Below are 16,811 nucleotides of genomic sequence, written 5' to 3' on the forward strand. Positions count from 1 at the left end.
GAATGAGGCCGGGTTTAGTTTTCGCCGTGATAACTAATACCGCGATACATTGCGGTGCGTAAAGGATTCCTGGGTGGTGCTTGTGCATCTTATGTTCTGTGTATCCCTGAGGAACCTTTAGCAACGGAATAACCGTTGCTGAAGATCCCTGTACTGTCTATAACCATACTTACATTTGAACCAAAAAACTCACATCTTAATCACAATTAACTACATTTATTGTCGCTTCTAACACTTACTGCGATAGATTATGCCTATTGTTACGGGTTGGTAAAAGATGCCTGCCGGGCAGGCATCTTATTATTATCAATCGCTTAAGCAGAATAAAGTCAATTATGCACTGCGTTTCAGTAACATTGATTTAATATGACCAATTGCTTTTGTCGGATTCAGCCCTTTCGGACATACACTGACGCAGTTCATGATGCCGTGACAGCGGAATACGCTGAAAGCATCACTGATGTCGTCAAGACGGGATTCTGTCTCGGTATCGCGGCTGTCCGTCAGGAAGCGGTACGCGGCTAATAAACCGGCCGGGCCGATAAATTTGTCCGGGTTCCACCAGAAGGACGGGCAGGATGTCGAGCAGCAGGCACACAGGATACATTCGTACAGACCATCGAGCTTTTCACGCTGCGCCGGTGACTGTAAATGCTCACGCGCCGGCGGGTTTTTGTTGTCGTTGATCAGATACGGGCGGATCTTTTCATACTGCGCGTAGAACTGCCCCATATCCACCACCAGATCCCGCACCACCGGTAAGCCCGGCAGCGGACGGATCACCACTTTTTTACCGCCTTTCATCAGCGCCGACAACGGAGTGATACAGGCCAGACCGTTTTTGCCGTTCATATTGATACCGTCAGAACCACACACCCCTTCACGACAGGAGCGGCGGAATGACAGGCTCGGATCCTGCTCTTTCAGCAGAATCAGTGCATCCAGCACCATCATGTCCCGGCCTTCTTCCACATCCAGCTGATAGTTCTGCATGTGTGGTGCGTTATCCACATCCGGGTTATAGCGATAAACTGAAAATTCAACTTTCATAGTATTCTCTCCGCAAATGCCTCATCACCACACATCAGTAAGTACGAATCTTCGGCGGGAATGGGTCACGCAGCTTAGGCTGCATGTTCACCGCACGGCGTGTCATGGTTTCAGATTGCGGCAGGTACAGGGAATGACACAGCCAGTTCGCATCATCGCGATCCGGATAGTCAAAACGGCTGTGCGCACCACGGCTTTCAGTACGGAAGTTGGCGGCCATTGCAGTGGAATACGCCGTTTCCATCAGGTTATCCAGCTCCAGACACTCGATGCGCTGGGTGTTGAATTCTGATGAGGTATCATCCAGACGCGCATACTGCAGACGCTCTTTAATGGCTTTCAGCTCTTCCAGTCCCTTGGCCATCGCATCCCCTTCACGGAATACCGAGAAGTTGTGCTGCATACAGGATTGCAGGGCCTTGCGGATAGCAACCGGATCCTCACCGCTGCGGGTGTTATTCCAGCGGTTCAGACGCGCCAGTGCCGCATCGATATCCGATTCACCGGCATCACGCATTGCGCCCTGCTCCAGAATGGATTCTTTCAGATGCAGACCGGCTGAACGGCCGAAGACCACCAGGTCAAGCAGTGAGTTACCACCGAGGCGGTTTGCACCGTGAACAGAAACACAAGCAATTTCACCGACTGCAAACAGACCCGGAACCAGCACATCCTCACCCTGCTCATTCATGGTCACAACCTGACCGGTGACTTTCGTCGGGATGCCGCCCATCATATAGTGGCAGGTCGGGATAACCGGAATCGGCTCTTTGACAGGGTCAACGTGGGCGAATGTCCGGGACAGTTCCAGAATACCCGGCAGACGGGATTCCAGCACTTCTTTGCCCAGATGGTCGAGTTTCAGTTTGGCATGTGGTCCCCACGGGCCGTCACAACCACGGCCTTCGCGGATTTCGATCATAATAGAACGGGCAACCACGTCACGCCCGGCAAGATCTTTAGCGTTCGGTGCGTAGCGCTCCATAAAGCGTTCGCCGTCTTTATTGAGCAGATAACCGCCCTCACCACGGCAGCCTTCAGTAACCAGTACCCCGGCACCGGCAATCCCGGTCGGGTGGAACTGCCACATTTCCATATCCTGCAGTGGAATACCGGCACGCACCGCCATACCGACACCATCACCGGTGTTGATATGGGCGTTAGTGGTGGACTGATAGATACGCCCCGCACCGCCGGTCGCCAGAATCGTGGCTTTGGCTTTGAAATAGACCACTTCACCGGTTTCGATACAGATAGCGGTGGTGCCCATAATGGCGCCGTCCTGGTTTTTCACCAGATCCAGGGCATACCATTCGGAAAAAATCGTGGTGTGATTTTTCAGGTTCTGCTGATACAGCGTATGCAGCAGTGCGTGACCGGTACGGTCAGCCGCAGCGGCAGTACGTGCAGCCTGCTCGCCCCCGAAATCTTTGGATTGTCCGCCGAACGGACGCTGATAAATACTGCCGTCGTCCAGACGGGAGAACGGTAACCCCATGTGCTCCAGTTCCAGCACCGCTTCCGGGCCGGTTTTACACATGTATTCGATAGCATCCTGGTCACCGATGTAATCCGACCCTTTTACGGTGTCGTACATGTGCCATTCCCAGTTATCCGGATGGGTATTCCCCAGCGCCACAGTGATACCGCCCTGGGCGGATACTGTATGAGAGCGGGTCGGGAACACTTTGGATAACAGGGCACAGGACAGGCCGGACTGAGAAATCTGAAGTGCCGCGCGCATACCTGCGCCGCCTGCACCGATAACAACTGCGTCAAACTCTCTGACAGGTAAGCTCATTTAGACACCCCACACAATGATTGAACCGTAAATGACATAGGCTGCCAGCACAATAATGATAATAAATTGCAGCAGCAGGCGCAGGCTCAGGCACTTGACGTAATCCGTCAGTACCTGCCATAACCCGACCCAGGCATGGGCGAGAATGGCGATCAGTGTCAGGGTGGTGAACACCTGAGTGAATGAAGCGGTAAAGAAGCTGTACCAGACGTCATAAGTGATGTCAGAGGTAAAAGCCACAAAACCGACGAGGTAGAGTACATAAAGTGTAATCACAATGGCGCTGGCACGCAGAATTAACCAATCCTGAATACCGTTACGACCGAGCGTGGTCGCACTGATTTTTGAATTTTTCACCATACCAGAACCCCCGCCAACACGGCTAAAATCACAGTCAGAACCATGGAAATCTTCGCGGATGAAATACCGGCAGCCAGCGTTTCATCAACAAATCCGAAATCCATTAACATGTGACGAATGCCACCACAGATGTGGTAAGCCAATGCAGTGAGGATGCCCCAGAGGATAAACTTCGCGAAGAAACCGCTCATGATATCAGCAGCCTGCGCAAACCCTTCCGGCGAGGACAGCGACAACCCTAATAACCACAGCAGAATCGCTACAGCAATGAAGGTAATGACGCCTGAGACACGGTGTAAAATTGAAGCGATTGCAGGGATCGGAAAGTGGATCGTCTGCAAGTCTAAATTGACAGGTCGTTGTTTTTTCACAATTTTGCCCACACAGCTCTTTATTATTTTTCCTTCCTCCGGACCCGGGCGGAAATCAGACAGCGCTGGGGAAATAAGAACAATCCTTAAGTAAAATCAACATCCGTATTGTTTTACAAAAGTAATGATTCAGTTACGCTGGGTGCTCCTGCTTCAGGGAATTCCGGAGACCTTGAGGCAGTATATGGACTTCACAATATGATTACAATTCCCATACAAAATGTTTGGTCAGATTTAGCCAGAACAGTGAATAAGATCACGGTTCACACAATAAAAACGCCCATTATTATGACTTGTGACATTCTGACAACATTTGAATTACATTATGTGGTTAAATACAAAAATTAAAACGGCAATTACCGGTAAGAAAGACTTCCCGTAAGTGCAAACTTATGCAAAAGTGTAACTTGCAAAAAATGCACAATATCTTGCTGTACAACATAACTTTTATCGCAACACAAAGTTTCATTAACAATCTGATAACCCGTCATGCACCGTACCGGATAACGTAACACCAGGTACGGTATCCATTCAGGTAACGCATCAGGGGTTATCACAATAAGATTGAAAAACAAATAATAAATGCGCTAAGGAGACCTACATGTCTAATACAAAGGCGGAGCTGACACTAAACGGCGTCAGGGTTACTGATCTGGATATCCTGAGCCCGACTCTCGGCCAGCCCGTAGTTGATGTCCGGACGCTCGGCGGAAAAGGCTACTACACCTTTGATCCCGGCTTCACCTCCACTGCGTCCTGTGAATCAAAAATCACGTATATCGACGGTGATGAAGGTATCCTGTTACATCGCGGCTTCCCGATTGAAGAGCTGGCGATGAAATCTGATTATCTGGAAGTGTGCTACATCCTGCTGTATGGCGAAGCGCCTGATCAGAAAGAGTACGACGAATTTAAAGAAACCGTAAAACGCCACACCATGATCCACGAGCAGATCACCCGCTTGTTCAATGGGTTCCGCCGTGACTCTCACCCGATGGCCGTGCTCTGCGGCGTGACCGGCGCACTGGCGGCGTTCTACCATGACTCGCTGGATGTGAACAATCCGCGCCACCGCGAAATTGCGGCCTACCGTCTGCTCTCCAAAATGCCGACCGTCGCGGCAATGTGTTACAAATATTCTGTCGGGCAGCCGTTTGTCTATCCGAAGAACAATCTTTCCTACGCCGGTAACTTCCTGCGTATGATGTTTGCCACCCCGTGTGAAGAGTATGTGGTTAATCCGGTGCTGGAACGTGCCATGGACAGAATCCTGATCCTGCACGCAGACCACGAACAAAACGCCTCCACTTCCACTGTCCGGACCGCCGGTTCTTCCGGTGCCAACCCGTTCGCCTGTATCGCAGCCGGTATTGCCTCCCTGTGGGGACCTGCTCACGGCGGTGCGAACGAAGCCTGCCTGCGTATGCTGGAAGAGATCCAGACCGTCGATCACATCCCGGCCTTTATTGAGCGCGCGAAAGATAAAAATGACTCTTTCCGTCTGATGGGCTTCGGCCACCGCGTGTACAAAAACCATGACCCGCGTGCCAAAGTGATGCGTGAAACCTGTCACGAAGTACTGAACGAACTGGGCCTGAATGACAGCCTGCTCGAAGTGGCGATGGAGCTGGAACGTATCGCACTGAACGACCCGTACTTTATCGAGAAGAAACTCTATCCGAACGTGGATTTCTACTCCGGTATCATCCTGAAAGCGCTGGGTATTCCGTCAAATATGTTCACGGTAATCTTTGCTATCGGCCGCACCATCGGCTGGATCGCCCACTGGAGCGAAATGCACGACGACGGCCTGAAAATTGCCCGTCCGCGCCAGCTTTATACCGGTTACACTGAGCGTCCGTTTGAAACCAAAGTCACCAAACGCTGTTCATCGTGACAATACCGTATTAATCCTTATAAAACCCTCTCCGGAGGGTTTTTTTATGCATTTTTAACTCCCGGCTATTCATTTACCCATATATTCACCGGGTGTTTTTCCGGTCATCTTACGGAAGAAAGAGACAAACGCGCTGTCACTGGCAAATCCGAGAGCCTGTGCAATATCACTGCTGCGGTATTTTTTCGCCAAAAGTTCAACAGATTTTATTAATCGCCACTGCTGCCGCCACTGCTGGTAGCTCATACCGGTTTCCCGCCGGAAAATCCGCGTTATCGTCTTTTCCCCGGCACCGCAGCGGGATGCCAGCTCATTAAGCTGCGGCGGCAGTATCCGGGGATCCAGGGTTTTCAGCCGCCGGTCCGACGGCAGCGGTAACTGCATATCTTCCCGCCCGGCCAGCGCCAGCTCATCCAGAAATACCGGCAGCAGATGCTGTAAACGGGGTTGTGTCCAGTCACTGTCAAACGGCAGTCCGGCAAAGAGAAACAGGATCTCACGCAGCAGCGGCGATACGCCGAAGATTTCACAGGTTGGCGGCAGACAGGCGCTGAGTTGCGCATCCGGATACAGTGAGCGGTAACCGACAGCCTCAAACATTTGTGCACGGTGCAGCATCTGCGGCGGGATCCACGCTACCCGCGTCGGCGGCAGAACAGAGAGCGTGTCCGTCAGGGTAATCTGAATCGCCCCCCGCTCAGTAAACAGCAATTGTCCGCGCTGATGGCAGTGAAAACCGGAATCATGCTGTGCCGCCATCTCTGCGGCAATGCCAATCAGTGGCGCGGAATAGTTGTCCGCATCAAATGCATCACTTTGCTTCAGCCACGCCATGTTGTCCCTTTTGATAAACAGAATGTCCTTATTATTATAATAAGACATCCCGCCTTTTGCTAATCTGCTCCCCGTTCATTTCAGTTACAAAAAAGGGGGACAAAATGACAATACAAAAACCCGCATTAACACTTGCCGTTGCCCTGATGATGTTCCCGCAGATAGCGGAAACCATCTACAGTCCGGCGCTGACAGATATCGCACAGGGATTCGGCGTCAGTGCGGCACAGGCAGGACAGACTCTGTCCCTGTACTTTTTCGCCTTCGCACTCGGCGTGGTCACCTGGGGACGTTTATGTGATATCGCCGGGCGCAGACGCACCATGCTGAGCGGTCTGATACTTTACGCTGCCGCCTACTGCGGCGCGGTTATCACACAGGATTTCAGCGTGTTACTGATCCTGCGGATGCTGTCTGCCTTCGGGGCGGCGGTCGGCTCAGTCGGCACACAAACCATCATGCGTGACTGTTACCGCGGGGATGAGCTGGCAAAAGTATTCTCTGTCATGGGGATAGCACTGGCTGTCAGCCCGGCACTGGGCATGTTCAGCGGCGCGTTGCTGACCGGTTTTGCCGGATATCAGGGCGTCTTTACCGGGCTTGCGGTACTGGCGGTTGTTCTGCTGGTATGGACAGCACTCCGGTTACCGGAAACACGTCCGGCACATATCACGTCAGTTTCGCTGCCGGAAACAGCCGGCCGTATGCTGTGTGACCGCTTTATTCTGCGCAATGTGCTGCTGATTGCCTTTCTGAATATCAGCCTGTTCAGCTACTACCAGTTAGCACCATTTTATTTCAGCGGGCTGGGCTTTACACAACAGGAATTCGGTTACAGCGGATTACTGCTCGCGCTTGGCGTGGCCGCAGGCTCTGTGATCAACCGTGTCCTGCTTAAACGCGGATGGCACAGCCATTCACTGATCCGCCTTGCTGCCGTAACCGGTATGGTCAGCGCTGCTGCGGTCTGGCTGTTGTCAGGATCGATTTTGTTTGTGCTGCCGGTAACAGGTATCGTGATTTGTTACGGGCTCGCCATTCCGAATATTCTGGCCGGTGTGTTACAGGATTACCGTGACCGCCCCGGTACTGCCGGTGCGCTGCTCGGTCTGATGTATTACCTGCTGATTGGCGGCGGACTGGCACTGGCCGGGCTGAGTCAGCATCTTGGCCTGACACTGTGTGTCTGTGCTGCGGGAACACTGCTCTGTGCACCGCGCAAGACAGTACAAAGCACACAAACAACATAAGGAAAAGCCGGTCTTCTGACCGGCTTTTCCTGTTACCCGTTATGCCGGGTTCGGGATATCCACAAAAATCACATCCAGCCCGTGCGTTTTCTGCAGCCATTCACCCAGAGCACGGATCCCGCCGCGCTCGGTGGCATGGTGACCGGCGGCAAAGAAGTGCATCCCGCATTCACGGGCGATATGGATTGTCTGCTCTGATACCTCGCCGGTCACAAAGCCGTCAAGCCCCGCATCTGCGGCTGCCTGAATAAAACTCTGACCGCCGCCGGTACACCAGCCCAGTTTTTTAATCTGAGCAGGCGCGTTATCCCCGCAATGCAGAATCTCCCTATCCAGCCCTTGCTGTAAACGCTGCACCAGTTCCTCGCCGCTGACCGGTTGCGCGAACTCACCGCACGGAAGCAGCGGATCAACCTGCCCGGTGACCGTGACCCCCATCAGTTGCGCCAGTTTCGCGTTATTTCCCAGTTCCGGATGGGCATCCAGCGGCAGATGATAACCGTATAAATTCATATCGTTACACAGCAGTGTTTTGATCCGGCGCTGCTTCATGCCCCGGATACTGACCGGCTCGTTTTTCCAGAAATAGCCGTGATGCACCAGCACCGCGTCCGCATTCAGTCTCACCGCTTCATCCAGTAATGCCTGACAGGCGGTCACGCCGGTCACCACGCGCTGAACCTGTTCACGTCCTTCAACCTGCAGACCGTTCGGGGCATAATCCTGAAAATCCTGTACTGCCAGCTTTTCATTAATAATCTGTTCTAATTCAATATGATTCATACATTTTTCCTGTCCGTGCGGATAGATTTACCATACCTTCCCTGCCCGCCAATAGCAATTTGCAGACATAAAAAAACGCCCCGCGATAACATCGCCGGGCGTCTCTTTTGCTTTCCGGATGCCGGTATCAGTGCTGCTGGGTACTGCTTACCGCATTTTCTGAACGTGCCAGCCAGACCGGTTTATCGCTTGTCTTGGACCACACACGGTACAGATAGCTCCAGAAGCGGGCGCGATCCCGGTAGAACAGCATAAACGGGAACGCCAGGATACCTAAAGATACTGCACCGGTACGGCGCAAGAGAACCTTATGCAACGGATATACCTGAAATGTTGACATTGAGACCCTCCTTAATAACGGATTATCGCAGAACAGCAATAATCACCGAATGTATTTCGCTTTCATATTAACCCAACTGGTGAAACTTTACCACTCATCTGACCACTTGACACCGGTATGATACGCACAAAATGCCCCTTTTAAGTAATTAAATTACATAATTGTTATTTTTTATCATTTTATTAACAATTTTATTATTCAAAATTAAGCTACCACGCTAATGAAAATACCTTATGATATTCACATCACTAATTGATAATGGGAATTATTTATTATGAGTACCTGGCTGATCTATGCCCTGCTGTCTGCTATCAGCGCCGCAATGGTTGCTGTCTTCGGGAAAATGGGGCTGCAGCATCTGGATGCTAATACCGCAACCGCGATCCGTGCAGTGATTATGGCGCTGTTTCTGGTCGGTGTGGTGGTGGTTCAGGGAAAACTTAATCTTATCAGTGAGATAATCGAAAACCGTAAAGCCCTGTTCTTTATCGCTCTGAGCGGGATTGCCGGGGCACTTTCCTGGCTGTTCTATTTTATGGCAATAAAAAACGGTCAGGTTTCTCAGGTTGCCCCGATTGATAAACTGAGTGTGGTTTTTGCTGTGATTTTTGCCGTGATCCTGTTCGGTGAAAAAATTTCTATGATTGCGGCCGGTGGCGTTGCGCTGATCACCGTTGGTGCGCTGATGGTTGCTCTGGGCTGAGACAGGCAAAAAAAACGCGGAGGGGAAGATCCGCTCCGCGCAGCTTTTCCGGGGAATGCGTCAGTCCGCAATCACCTGGTTGACTATTTCAATGGCTTCTTTTTCTATCTGTACCAGATGTTCCGGACCCCGGAAACTTTCACAGTAGATTTTATAGGCATCTTCCGTACCGGAAGGACGCGCGGCAAACCACCCCTGCTCACTCATGATTTTCAGGCCGCCGATCGACGCACCGTTACCCGGCGCGGCTGTCAGGCGGGCGGTGATCGGATCACCGGCCAGGGTATCTGCAGTAACCATTTCCGGAGACAGTTTTGACAGCCGGGATTTCTCCGCATGACTGGCCGCTGCCTGGATCCGGCTGTAGCACGGTGAACCGAATTTTTCCGCCAGCTCATCATAATGCTGCTGCGGGTTTTTGCCGGTCACGGCGGTCAGCTCCGCTGCAAGCAGGCAGAGGATAATACCGTCTTTATCGGTTGACCACGGTGTACCGTCAAAGCGCAGGAACGAAGCCCCCGCGCTCTCTTCCCCGCCGAAGCCCAGTGTGCCGTTATACAGCCCGTCCACAAACCACTTGAACCCGACCGGGACTTCCACCAGATCACGCTGCAAATCGGCAACCACGCGATCAATCATCGCACTGGATACCAGGGTTTTGCCGACACCGACAGAGGCCGGCCAGTCCGGACGGTGCTGAAATAAATAGTTAATCGCCACCGCCAGATAATGGTTCGGATTCATCAGCCCTTTCGGTGTCACAATCCCGTGGCGGTCGTAATCCGGGTCATTGGCGAAGGCCAGCGAGAAGCGGTCACGCATGCTGAGCAGACCCGCCATCGCCCATTTTGAGGAGCAATCCATACGGATAACCCCGTCGTGATCCAGCGGCATAAAGCGGAATGTCTGATCCACCTGCTCATTGACCAGCTCAATATCCAGATCATAAAAATCACGGATGCGTTTCCAGTACTCAATCCCGGCACCACCCAGCGGATCCACGCCGATTTTGAGTTTCGCGTTACGGATAGCATCCATGTTGATCACGTCACTGAGCGAACTGACGTAAGGCTCAATCAGGTTCACCGCGCTGACCAGCGGGCTGCGCAGGGCATCACACACCGGTATCTGTTTCACCTGCGCCATATTACCGGCCAGCAGCTCATTGGCGCGCTTTTCGATAACAGAGGTGAGGTCAGTATCTGCCGGGCCGCCGGTCGGCGGGTTGTATTTGATACCGCCATCTTCCGGCGGGTTGTGAGACGGCGTGATCACAATGCCGTCCGCTTTATCAGCATGGTCGCGGTTGTAAGTCAGGATGGCATGAGACACCGCCGGTGTCGGGGTGAAACCATTATTTTCCTGAATAATAACGCGGACACCATTTGCGGCCAGTACGGATAACACCGTCTGAAATGCCGCTTCAGAGAGGGCGTGAGTATCTTTACCCACATAGCACGGCCCGGTAATGCCCTGCTGCTGACGGATTTCGGCGATTGCCTGAGTGACCGCCAGAATATGTGCTTCATTGAAACTACCGCGCGCCGCACTGCCGCGGTGGCCGGAAGTCCCGAATTTGACCTGCTGTGCCGGATCCGCCGCATCAGGTGCAAGGGTATAATACTGAGAGGTTAGCTGCGCCACATTGATTAAATCGGATTGTTGCGCAGGCTGACCAGCCCGCGGGTGCGTATGAGCCACTGTGTCATTCTCCCCTGATTATGCCGTCACCGGCAGATAAATACCCCTTACAGGGTATTGCAGACTTTCTCGACAGTATTTGCCGGGAAGCCCATTCCCTGCATAATCTGTTCTACCATGCTCTGCTTACGCTGAGTATTGGTGTTGGTGATAACCCAGAACGGCGTGCCCGGAATGTGGCGCGGCTTGCTGGTTTTACCGCTGGCCAGCAGCGTGTGCTCATCACCGGCGAAATAGACGCGGGTGCGGCCGTGGAGTTCATCGGTGCTTTTGCTGAACCCTTGCGGATCAATATTATACAGTACGGATAACACCAGCATAAAACGGTCGATCGTTTTCTTTTTCTCTGCATAGCTGTCGGACAGCAGCAGTTCGCGCATGACGCGGACCGGATCCTGAGAAGTGGCTTTTACCGGACGCGGGGTAACCGGCGGAGTTTTGTTATCCGCGCTGTCAGTTGCAACAGGTGCGCAGGTGGTACCCGGAGCCTGCGGCCCTAAATTGAGCATACGGCGCAAAATTTCCGATGCACTTTCACCAATGTGCTGTGTGTGGCTGGCAATATAACTGTAAAGTTCTTCATCTACATCGATTGTTTTCATTTCTACCCGGTTCTTTTATTCGTTAACGCGGAACACGTTATTATAAGATAGAAAAATGCAAAACAAAACAAGTAAAATTTCAATAACTTAAACTAAAAACCCCCGCAGTTTGCCCCGTACGGCATTTAAAAAATAAATCAGTAAGTTATCGTTTCCGGACGCACAATCAATCACAGAAACATTTACTTAACATGTTGGTTTCCGGGGGCTGCCGTGTCATCATATCCGCCTGTTTTGCTCTGCGGATCGGTTGTTAATATGAAATTACCTGCATTACTTCATCATGAAATATTCACGCCTGAAATATCACATCACACCACACCCATTGTTCTGATCCACGGTCTGTTCGGGGATCTGCATAACCTCGGGGTGCTTGGCCGTGAACTGCGGAAAACGCATACCGTGGTACAGATTGATGTCCGTAACCACGGCGATTCACCGCGCGCACAAACCATGACTTACCGGGAAATGGCGCAGGATGTACTTGATCTTATCCGCTCCCTGAACATTGAAAAAGTAATAGTGATTGGCCATTCCATGGGCGGAAAAATCGCCATGGCGCTGGCTGCACTGGCTCCGGATGTTACTGAAAAACTGATTGTTATTGATATGGCTCCCGTCGCTTACGGTGTACGTCGTCATGATGAGATTATCGCGGCACTGGAAGATGTTACTGCCGCCGGTGTCACCACACGCACTGAGGCCACCGCAATTATGGCGCGCCGCATCCGTGAGGATGGCGTTATTCCGTTCCTGCTGAAATCCTTTAAGCAGGGAGAATGGAAATTCAATCTGCCGGTTATCAAAGCACAGTATGAATCCATCATCGGCTGGGAAACCCTGCCGCCGCAACAGGTTCCGCTGCTGCTTATCCCGGGCGGTAATTCATCGTATGTGAAACCGGAATACCGCGACGCCATTATGGCGCAGTTCCCGCAGGCAACCGCCCATGTGATTGCCGGATGCGGCCACTGGGTACACGCTGAAAAACCGGACGCGGTTCTGCGCGCCATCAGCCGTTTCCTGGATAAAGCCTGACAGCAGTGCCGCCGTCACGGCGGCATCATTCACTGACGGAAACTCAGTATCAGACTGTCATCGTCACTCTCCTGCCACCAGGCCACAACAGAACGCACCTGATGTCTGACATCCTGCCCCGGCAGATCAAAACAGATATCCAGCAGGCAGCAGCCGGATAAAATCAGACACAAATACTGAAGCGGACGGATAAACACCGTCAGCATCTGCTTTACTTTGCAGCCGTAGTGATACTTTTTGTGCGACATCCGCGATAATTCCGCAGATTCTGAGATACGATCCATGTGCGCGTCCTCTGTTATTCCCTTGCTGAAAATACATACTACGTAATGCCTGCCCGCAAAAACACTCCGTTATCCTGAGCTGAATACTCTTTTTTTTCTAATATATTCATAACGATAATTGCAATATTTAATTCATTGACGAAACCCATCACCCGTCCTGCAGGGCTGCCGCACAGGCGGGCAGACGGTGCGATGTTAATCAATCTGCACGAAATCCGCGGTAACAGGCCGCGAAGCGGTGGCGGTAAGCGGGATGGCGGTGTATCATTGCGCGTTTATCATTGTAATCCGCCTTTTCGTAGTAAAATTATGGCCAAAGAACAAACGGATCGTACCACGCTGGATTTGTTCGCTGACGAACGCCGGCCCGGACGACCGAAAACAAACCCGCTCTCCCGTGATGAGCAGTTGCGGATTAACAAACGCAATCAGCTGCGGCGTGACAAAGTTAACGGATTACGCCGCGTTGAGCTCAAACTGAATGCGGATATTGTCGATGCCCTGAACCAGCTGGCATACGAAGAAAACGTGAACCGGGGCGAACTTATCGAGCAAATTCTGCTTGATTACCTTCAGCGTTCTGATTTATGCACCAAATTGTGAGACGACACACCACACAAATTTGACAGACTTCAAATACTGTTTTCGTCAGAATGGTATTTATGAAGATGAAATAGTTATAATTTCTGCTTGTTGTCGCTGCGGCGTCCTTTTGCAGGCACAGAGATTTTCGGTTGAGAGGCTTATTTATGGCAATCGCAGGTATATTTTTTGGTAGTGACACCGGTAACACAGAAAATATCGCTAAAATGATTCAGAAATTACTCGGCGATGACGTTGCTGAAGTCCGGGATGTTGCCAAGTGCAGCAAAGAGGACATCGAAGGGTTTGATTTCTTACTGCTGGGTATCCCGACCTGGTATTACGGCGAAGCACAGTGTGACTGGGATGATTTTTTCCCGACACTGGAAGAAATTGATTTTAACGGTAAAATTGTGGCTATCTTCGGTTGTGGTGACCAGGAGGATTACGCAGAGTATTTCTGTGACGCCATGGGCACCATCCGTGACATCATTGAACCGCGCGGCGCGACCATTGTGGGCCACTGGCCGACAGAAGGCTACCACTTTGAAGAGTCAAAAGGCCTGGCGGACGACAGTCACTTTATCGGCCTGGCTATTGATGAAGATCGCCAGCCGGAGCTGACTAACGAACGCGTGGCAAAATGGGTTGAGCAGATCCGCGAAGAAATGAGTCTTGACGAGATTCTGGCAATTTAAGGTTTTCCCTTAAATTGCGAATGATAATTCTGCTTATTTATGTAATGATATTATTTATCCGGTCCGGCATCGGTCAGGCGAATCGCACCTGACACCTTTTGATAGCCGGACATTGTGTTCAGCCGTTGAGCGTTTTCCCGAATGTGCGCTCACCAGCGACAATATAGGACTAAATCCGCATGACCGATAACAATAAAGCATTGAAAAATGCAGGACTGAAAGTCACACTTCCCCGCCTGAAGATTCTGGAAGTGTTGCAGGATCCGGAGTGCCATCACGTCAGTGCGGAAGATCTCTACAAAAAACTGATCGATATCGGTGAAGAGATTGGACTCGCAACTGTCTACCGCGTTCTGAACCAGTTTGATGACGCCGGTATTGTCACCCGTCATAACTTTGAGGGCGGCAAATCCGTTTTCGAACTGACCCAGCAACACCACCACGATCACCTGATCTGCCTGGATTGCGGTAAAGTGATTGAGTTCAGTGATGAATCCATTGAATCACGTCAGAAAAATATCGCGGAACGCCACGGTATTAAACTCACCAACCACAGCCTGTACCTGTACGGCCACTGTGCGGATGGTGACTGCCGTTCTGATGAAGGTATCCACGACGAGAAAAAATAATTCTCGCCGTTAACCATTTTGTATGAAAGGCGCGTATCGCGCCTTTTTTGTTGCCGTTTTTCAGAACACATGCACACAAAAAAGCCGTTCCTGCGAACGGCTTTTTTATATTAATAACACTGTGTTATCTGTTATTTACTCTCAATTTTCGCCCAGGTATCACGCAGGCCGACAGTCCGGTTAAAGACTAATTTATCCGCTGAGGATAATTTGGCATCAGCACAGAAATACCCTTCACGCTCAAACTGATACGGCTTGCTGCTGTCAGCGGCAACCAGTGACGGCTCCACAAAGCCCTGACGGATCACCAGAGAATCCGGGTTAAGCGTCGACAGGAAATCATCCTCTGCGCCCGGGTTCGGTACACTGAACAGGCGGTCATACAGACGGATTTCCGCCGGTACCGCGTGTTTCACGCTGACCCAGTGGATAACGCCCTTCACTTTACGTCCGTCAGCCGGATCTTTATTCAGGGTTTCCGGATCATAGGTGCAGTAGATAGTGGTGATATTGCCTTCGCTGTCTTTTTCCGCACGCTCTGCTTTAATCACAAACGCATTACGCAGGCGCACTTCTTTATTCAGCACCAGACGCTTGTACTGTTTGTTCGCTTCTTCACGGAAGTCTGCGCGATCAATCCAGATTTCACGGCTGAACGGCACTTCGCGGCTGCCCATCTCCGGTTTGTTCGGATGATTCGGCATGGTGACCATCACATCGCCTTCCGGCATGTTTTCAATCACGACTTTCACCGGATCAATAACAGCCATGGCGCGTGGTGCGCTTTCGTTCAGGTCATCACGGATACAGGATTCCAGTGCCGCCATTTCGACGTTGTTGTCCTGTTTGGTGACACCGATACGGCGGCAGAACTCGCGGATAGAGGCAGCGGTATAACCACGGCGGCGCAAACCGGAAATGGTCAGCATGCGCGGGTCATCCCAGCCTTCAACAAATTTCTCTGTTACCAGCTGATTCAGTTTCCGCTTGGACATCACAGTGTATTCAAGATTCAGGCGGGAGAACTCATACTGACGCGGATGGCAGTCAATAGTGATGTTATCCAGCACCCAGTCATACAGGCGGCGGTTGTCCTGGAATTCCAGTGTACAGAGTGAATGGGTGATCCCTTCCAGCGCATCAGAAATACAGTGGGTGAAATCGTACATCGGGTAGATGCACCATTTGTCACCGGACTGATGGTGAGTCGCAAACTTAATACGGTAAATGACCGGATCACGCATCACCATAAAGGAGGATGCCATATCGATTTTGGCACGCAGACACGCTTTACCTTCCTCAAAGCCGCCGTCACGCATTTTTTCAAACAGCGCGAGGTTCTCTTCCGGAGTACGGTCGCGGTACGGGCTGTTCCGGCCCGGCTCTTTTAAGGTGCCGCGGTATTCACGGATCTCTTCCGGACTTAATTCGCAGACATACGCCAGGCCTTTGTTGATCAGCTCAACGGCGTAGTTGTACAGCGTGTCGAAATAGTCGGAGGAGTAACATACTTTGCCGCTCCACTGAAAACCGAGCCATTTGACATCGTTTTCAATGGAATTAACGTATTCCACGTCTTCTTTAACCGGGTTGGTGTCATCAAAACGCAGATTGCATTGCCCCTGATAGTCTTGTGCAATGCCGAAATTCAGGCAGATTGATTTCGCATGACCAATATGCAGGTAACCGTTCGGCTCAGGCGGGAAGCGCGTGTGAACCGTGGTATGTTTTCCGGAAGCCAGGTCTTCGTCAATAATCTGACGAATAAAGTTTGTCGGGCGGGCATCAGCCTCGTTCATTGTCATAATTCCTCAATGCAATATGCGCGTTAATAACCTCTTATCATCCGATATGATGCGCTCATATACAACCACCTGAGCACAGAAAT

The 16,811-nt window shown here is 51.4% G+C and carries 18 protein-coding genes; 7 read left to right on the forward strand and 11 right to left on the reverse strand.

Annotation, left to right across the window (positions count from 1 at the left end; translation table 11 throughout):
- Positions 1-333: 333 nt before the first annotated feature.
- From GN208_RS09715 to sdhC, 4 genes are read right to left on the reverse strand one after another with little or no spacing between them, the layout of a single operon-like run.
- Positions 334-1,050: a succinate dehydrogenase iron-sulfur subunit gene (locus tag GN208_RS09715; protein WP_004235644.1), complete on the reverse strand. Its 717-nt coding sequence runs from the start codon at positions 1,048-1,050 to the stop codon at positions 334-336.
- Between the two features lie 34 nt (positions 1,051-1,084).
- Positions 1,085-2,851, reverse strand: coding sequence for a succinate dehydrogenase flavoprotein subunit (sdhA, locus tag GN208_RS09720; RefSeq protein WP_004235643.1), 1,767 nt, complete (start codon positions 2,849-2,851; stop codon positions 1,085-1,087).
- Positions 2,852-3,211 (reverse strand): succinate dehydrogenase, hydrophobic membrane anchor protein, encoded by a 360-nt coding sequence (gene sdhD / locus GN208_RS09725; RefSeq protein WP_004235642.1) that lies wholly within the window; start codon positions 3,209-3,211, stop codon positions 2,852-2,854.
- Positions 3,205-3,594: a succinate dehydrogenase cytochrome b556 subunit gene (sdhC, locus tag GN208_RS09730; protein WP_015422545.1), complete on the reverse strand. Its 390-nt coding sequence runs from the start codon at positions 3,592-3,594 to the stop codon at positions 3,205-3,207. Before sdhC ends, sdhD begins: the two co-directional genes overlap by 7 nt.
- A gap of 589 nt (positions 3,595-4,183) precedes the next feature.
- Here sdhC and GN208_RS09735 point away from each other — a divergent pair.
- Complete coding sequence (locus tag GN208_RS09735; RefSeq protein WP_004235639.1) at positions 4,184-5,479, forward strand: citrate synthase; 1,296 nt, start codon at positions 4,184-4,186, stop codon at positions 5,477-5,479.
- Between the two features lie 69 nt (positions 5,480-5,548).
- Here GN208_RS09735 and GN208_RS09740 read toward each other — a convergent pair whose 3' ends face one another.
- A complete protein-coding gene (locus GN208_RS09740; protein ID WP_015422544.1) occupies positions 5,549-6,313 on the reverse strand; it encodes a helix-turn-helix transcriptional regulator in 765 nt (254 codons plus the stop codon).
- Positions 6,314-6,417: 104 nt separating this feature from the next.
- Between GN208_RS09740 and GN208_RS09745 the strand changes: the two genes are divergently transcribed.
- Positions 6,418-7,563: a multidrug effflux MFS transporter gene (locus GN208_RS09745; RefSeq protein ID WP_004235637.1), complete on the forward strand. Its 1,146-nt coding sequence runs from the start codon at positions 6,418-6,420 to the stop codon at positions 7,561-7,563.
- Positions 7,564-7,602: 39 nt separating this feature from the next.
- On the opposite strand, the gene GN208_RS09750 is transcribed toward GN208_RS09745, so the two are convergent.
- Together GN208_RS09750 and GN208_RS09755 are read right to left on the reverse strand one after the other, a co-directional pair.
- Complete coding sequence (locus GN208_RS09750; protein ID WP_004235636.1) at positions 7,603-8,346, reverse strand: type 2 GTP cyclohydrolase I; 744 nt, start codon at positions 8,344-8,346, stop codon at positions 7,603-7,605.
- Positions 8,347-8,473: 127 nt separating this feature from the next.
- Positions 8,474-8,686 (reverse strand): YbfA family protein, encoded by a 213-nt coding sequence (locus tag GN208_RS09755; RefSeq protein ID WP_015422543.1) that lies wholly within the window; start codon positions 8,684-8,686, stop codon positions 8,474-8,476.
- A 274-nt stretch (positions 8,687-8,960) separates the two neighbouring features.
- On the opposite strand from GN208_RS09755, the gene GN208_RS09760 reads away from it, so the two are divergent.
- The gene (locus tag GN208_RS09760; RefSeq protein WP_004235633.1) at positions 8,961-9,389 is read left to right on the forward strand and encodes an EamA family transporter; all 429 of its coding nucleotides are present in this window, start codon (positions 8,961-8,963) and stop codon (positions 9,387-9,389) included.
- Between the two features lie 60 nt (positions 9,390-9,449).
- On the opposite strand, the gene pgm is transcribed toward GN208_RS09760, so the two are convergent.
- Positions 9,450-11,090, reverse strand: a complete 1,641-nt coding sequence (gene pgm, locus GN208_RS09765) for a phosphoglucomutase (alpha-D-glucose-1,6-bisphosphate-dependent) (protein WP_015422542.1) — start codon at positions 11,088-11,090, stop codon at positions 9,450-9,452.
- A gap of 47 nt (positions 11,091-11,137) precedes the next feature.
- Positions 11,138-11,692, reverse strand: a complete 555-nt coding sequence (gene seqA / locus GN208_RS09770) for a replication initiation negative regulator SeqA (RefSeq protein WP_004235631.1) — start codon at positions 11,690-11,692, stop codon at positions 11,138-11,140.
- 258 nt (positions 11,693-11,950) lie between these two features.
- On the opposite strand from seqA, the gene ybfF reads away from it, so the two are divergent.
- A complete protein-coding gene (gene ybfF / locus GN208_RS09775) occupies positions 11,951-12,730 on the forward strand; it encodes an esterase (protein WP_004235630.1) in 780 nt (259 codons plus the stop codon).
- Positions 12,731-12,759: 29 nt separating this feature from the next.
- Here ybfF and GN208_RS09780 read toward each other — a convergent pair whose 3' ends face one another.
- The gene (locus GN208_RS09780; protein ID WP_004235629.1) at positions 12,760-13,014 is read right to left on the reverse strand and encodes a hypothetical protein; all 255 of its coding nucleotides are present in this window, start codon (positions 13,012-13,014) and stop codon (positions 12,760-12,762) included.
- 309 nt (positions 13,015-13,323) lie between these two features.
- Between GN208_RS09780 and ybfE the strand changes: the two genes are divergently transcribed.
- The 3 genes from ybfE (at position 13,324) to fur (ending at position 14,923) form a co-directional block, all read left to right on the forward strand.
- Positions 13,324-13,617: a LexA regulated protein gene (gene ybfE / locus GN208_RS09785; RefSeq protein WP_004235627.1), complete on the forward strand. Its 294-nt coding sequence runs from the start codon at positions 13,324-13,326 to the stop codon at positions 13,615-13,617.
- Positions 13,618-13,763: 146 nt separating this feature from the next.
- Positions 13,764-14,294 (forward strand): flavodoxin FldA, encoded by a 531-nt coding sequence (fldA, locus tag GN208_RS09790; protein ID WP_004235625.1) that lies wholly within the window; start codon positions 13,764-13,766, stop codon positions 14,292-14,294.
- Between the two features lie 179 nt (positions 14,295-14,473).
- Positions 14,474-14,923: a ferric iron uptake transcriptional regulator gene (gene fur, locus GN208_RS09795; RefSeq protein WP_004235623.1), complete on the forward strand. Its 450-nt coding sequence runs from the start codon at positions 14,474-14,476 to the stop codon at positions 14,921-14,923.
- 131 nt (positions 14,924-15,054) lie between these two features.
- On the opposite strand, the gene glnS is transcribed toward fur, so the two are convergent.
- Entirely contained in the window at positions 15,055-16,722 is a 1,668-nt protein-coding gene (glnS, locus tag GN208_RS09800; RefSeq protein WP_004235622.1) for a glutamine--tRNA ligase, read from the reverse strand.
- Positions 16,723-16,811: the final 89 nt, after the last annotated feature.

Origin of the sequence: Morganella sp. HSTU-ASny43, from assembly GCF_022819185.1 — a bacterium.
GTDB lineage: Bacteria > Pseudomonadota > Gammaproteobacteria > Enterobacterales > Enterobacteriaceae > Morganella > Morganella morganii.

What these genes read in the sequence shown, in the direction of transcription:
- ybfF (WP_004235630.1), top strand. Translation starts at nt 11,951, where the DNA reads ATGAAATTACCTGCATTACTTCATCATGAAATATTCACGCCTGAAATA.
- GN208_RS09740 (WP_015422544.1), bottom strand. Translation starts at nt 6,313, where the DNA reads ATGGCGTGGCTGAAGCAAAGTGATGCATTTGATGCGGACAACTATTCC.
- fldA (WP_004235625.1), top strand. Translation starts at nt 13,764, where the DNA reads ATGGCAATCGCAGGTATATTTTTTGGTAGTGACACCGGTAACACAGAA.
- seqA (WP_004235631.1), bottom strand. Translation starts at nt 11,692, where the DNA reads ATGAAAACAATCGATGTAGATGAAGAACTTTACAGTTATATTGCCAGC.
- fur (WP_004235623.1), top strand. Translation starts at nt 14,474, where the DNA reads ATGACCGATAACAATAAAGCATTGAAAAATGCAGGACTGAAAGTCACA.
- GN208_RS09715 (WP_004235644.1), bottom strand. Translation starts at nt 1,050, where the DNA reads ATGAAAGTTGAATTTTCAGTTTATCGCTATAACCCGGATGTGGATAAC.
- GN208_RS09735 (WP_004235639.1), top strand. Translation starts at nt 4,184, where the DNA reads ATGTCTAATACAAAGGCGGAGCTGACACTAAACGGCGTCAGGGTTACT.
- GN208_RS09745 (WP_004235637.1), top strand. Translation starts at nt 6,418, where the DNA reads ATGACAATACAAAAACCCGCATTAACACTTGCCGTTGCCCTGATGATG.
- sdhA (WP_004235643.1), bottom strand. Translation starts at nt 2,851, where the DNA reads ATGAGCTTACCTGTCAGAGAGTTTGACGCAGTTGTTATCGGTGCAGGC.
- glnS (WP_004235622.1), bottom strand. Translation starts at nt 16,722, where the DNA reads ATGAACGAGGCTGATGCCCGCCCGACAAACTTTATTCGTCAGATTATT.
- GN208_RS09755 (WP_015422543.1), bottom strand. Translation starts at nt 8,686, where the DNA reads ATGTCAACATTTCAGGTATATCCGTTGCATAAGGTTCTCTTGCGCCGT.
- sdhD (WP_004235642.1), bottom strand. Translation starts at nt 3,211, where the DNA reads ATGGTGAAAAATTCAAAAATCAGTGCGACCACGCTCGGTCGTAACGGT.
- GN208_RS09760 (WP_004235633.1), top strand. Translation starts at nt 8,961, where the DNA reads ATGAGTACCTGGCTGATCTATGCCCTGCTGTCTGCTATCAGCGCCGCA.
- ybfE (WP_004235627.1), top strand. Translation starts at nt 13,324, where the DNA reads ATGGCCAAAGAACAAACGGATCGTACCACGCTGGATTTGTTCGCTGAC.
- GN208_RS09780 (WP_004235629.1), bottom strand. Translation starts at nt 13,014, where the DNA reads ATGGATCGTATCTCAGAATCTGCGGAATTATCGCGGATGTCGCACAAA.
- GN208_RS09750 (WP_004235636.1), bottom strand. Translation starts at nt 8,346, where the DNA reads ATGAATCATATTGAATTAGAACAGATTATTAATGAAAAGCTGGCAGTA.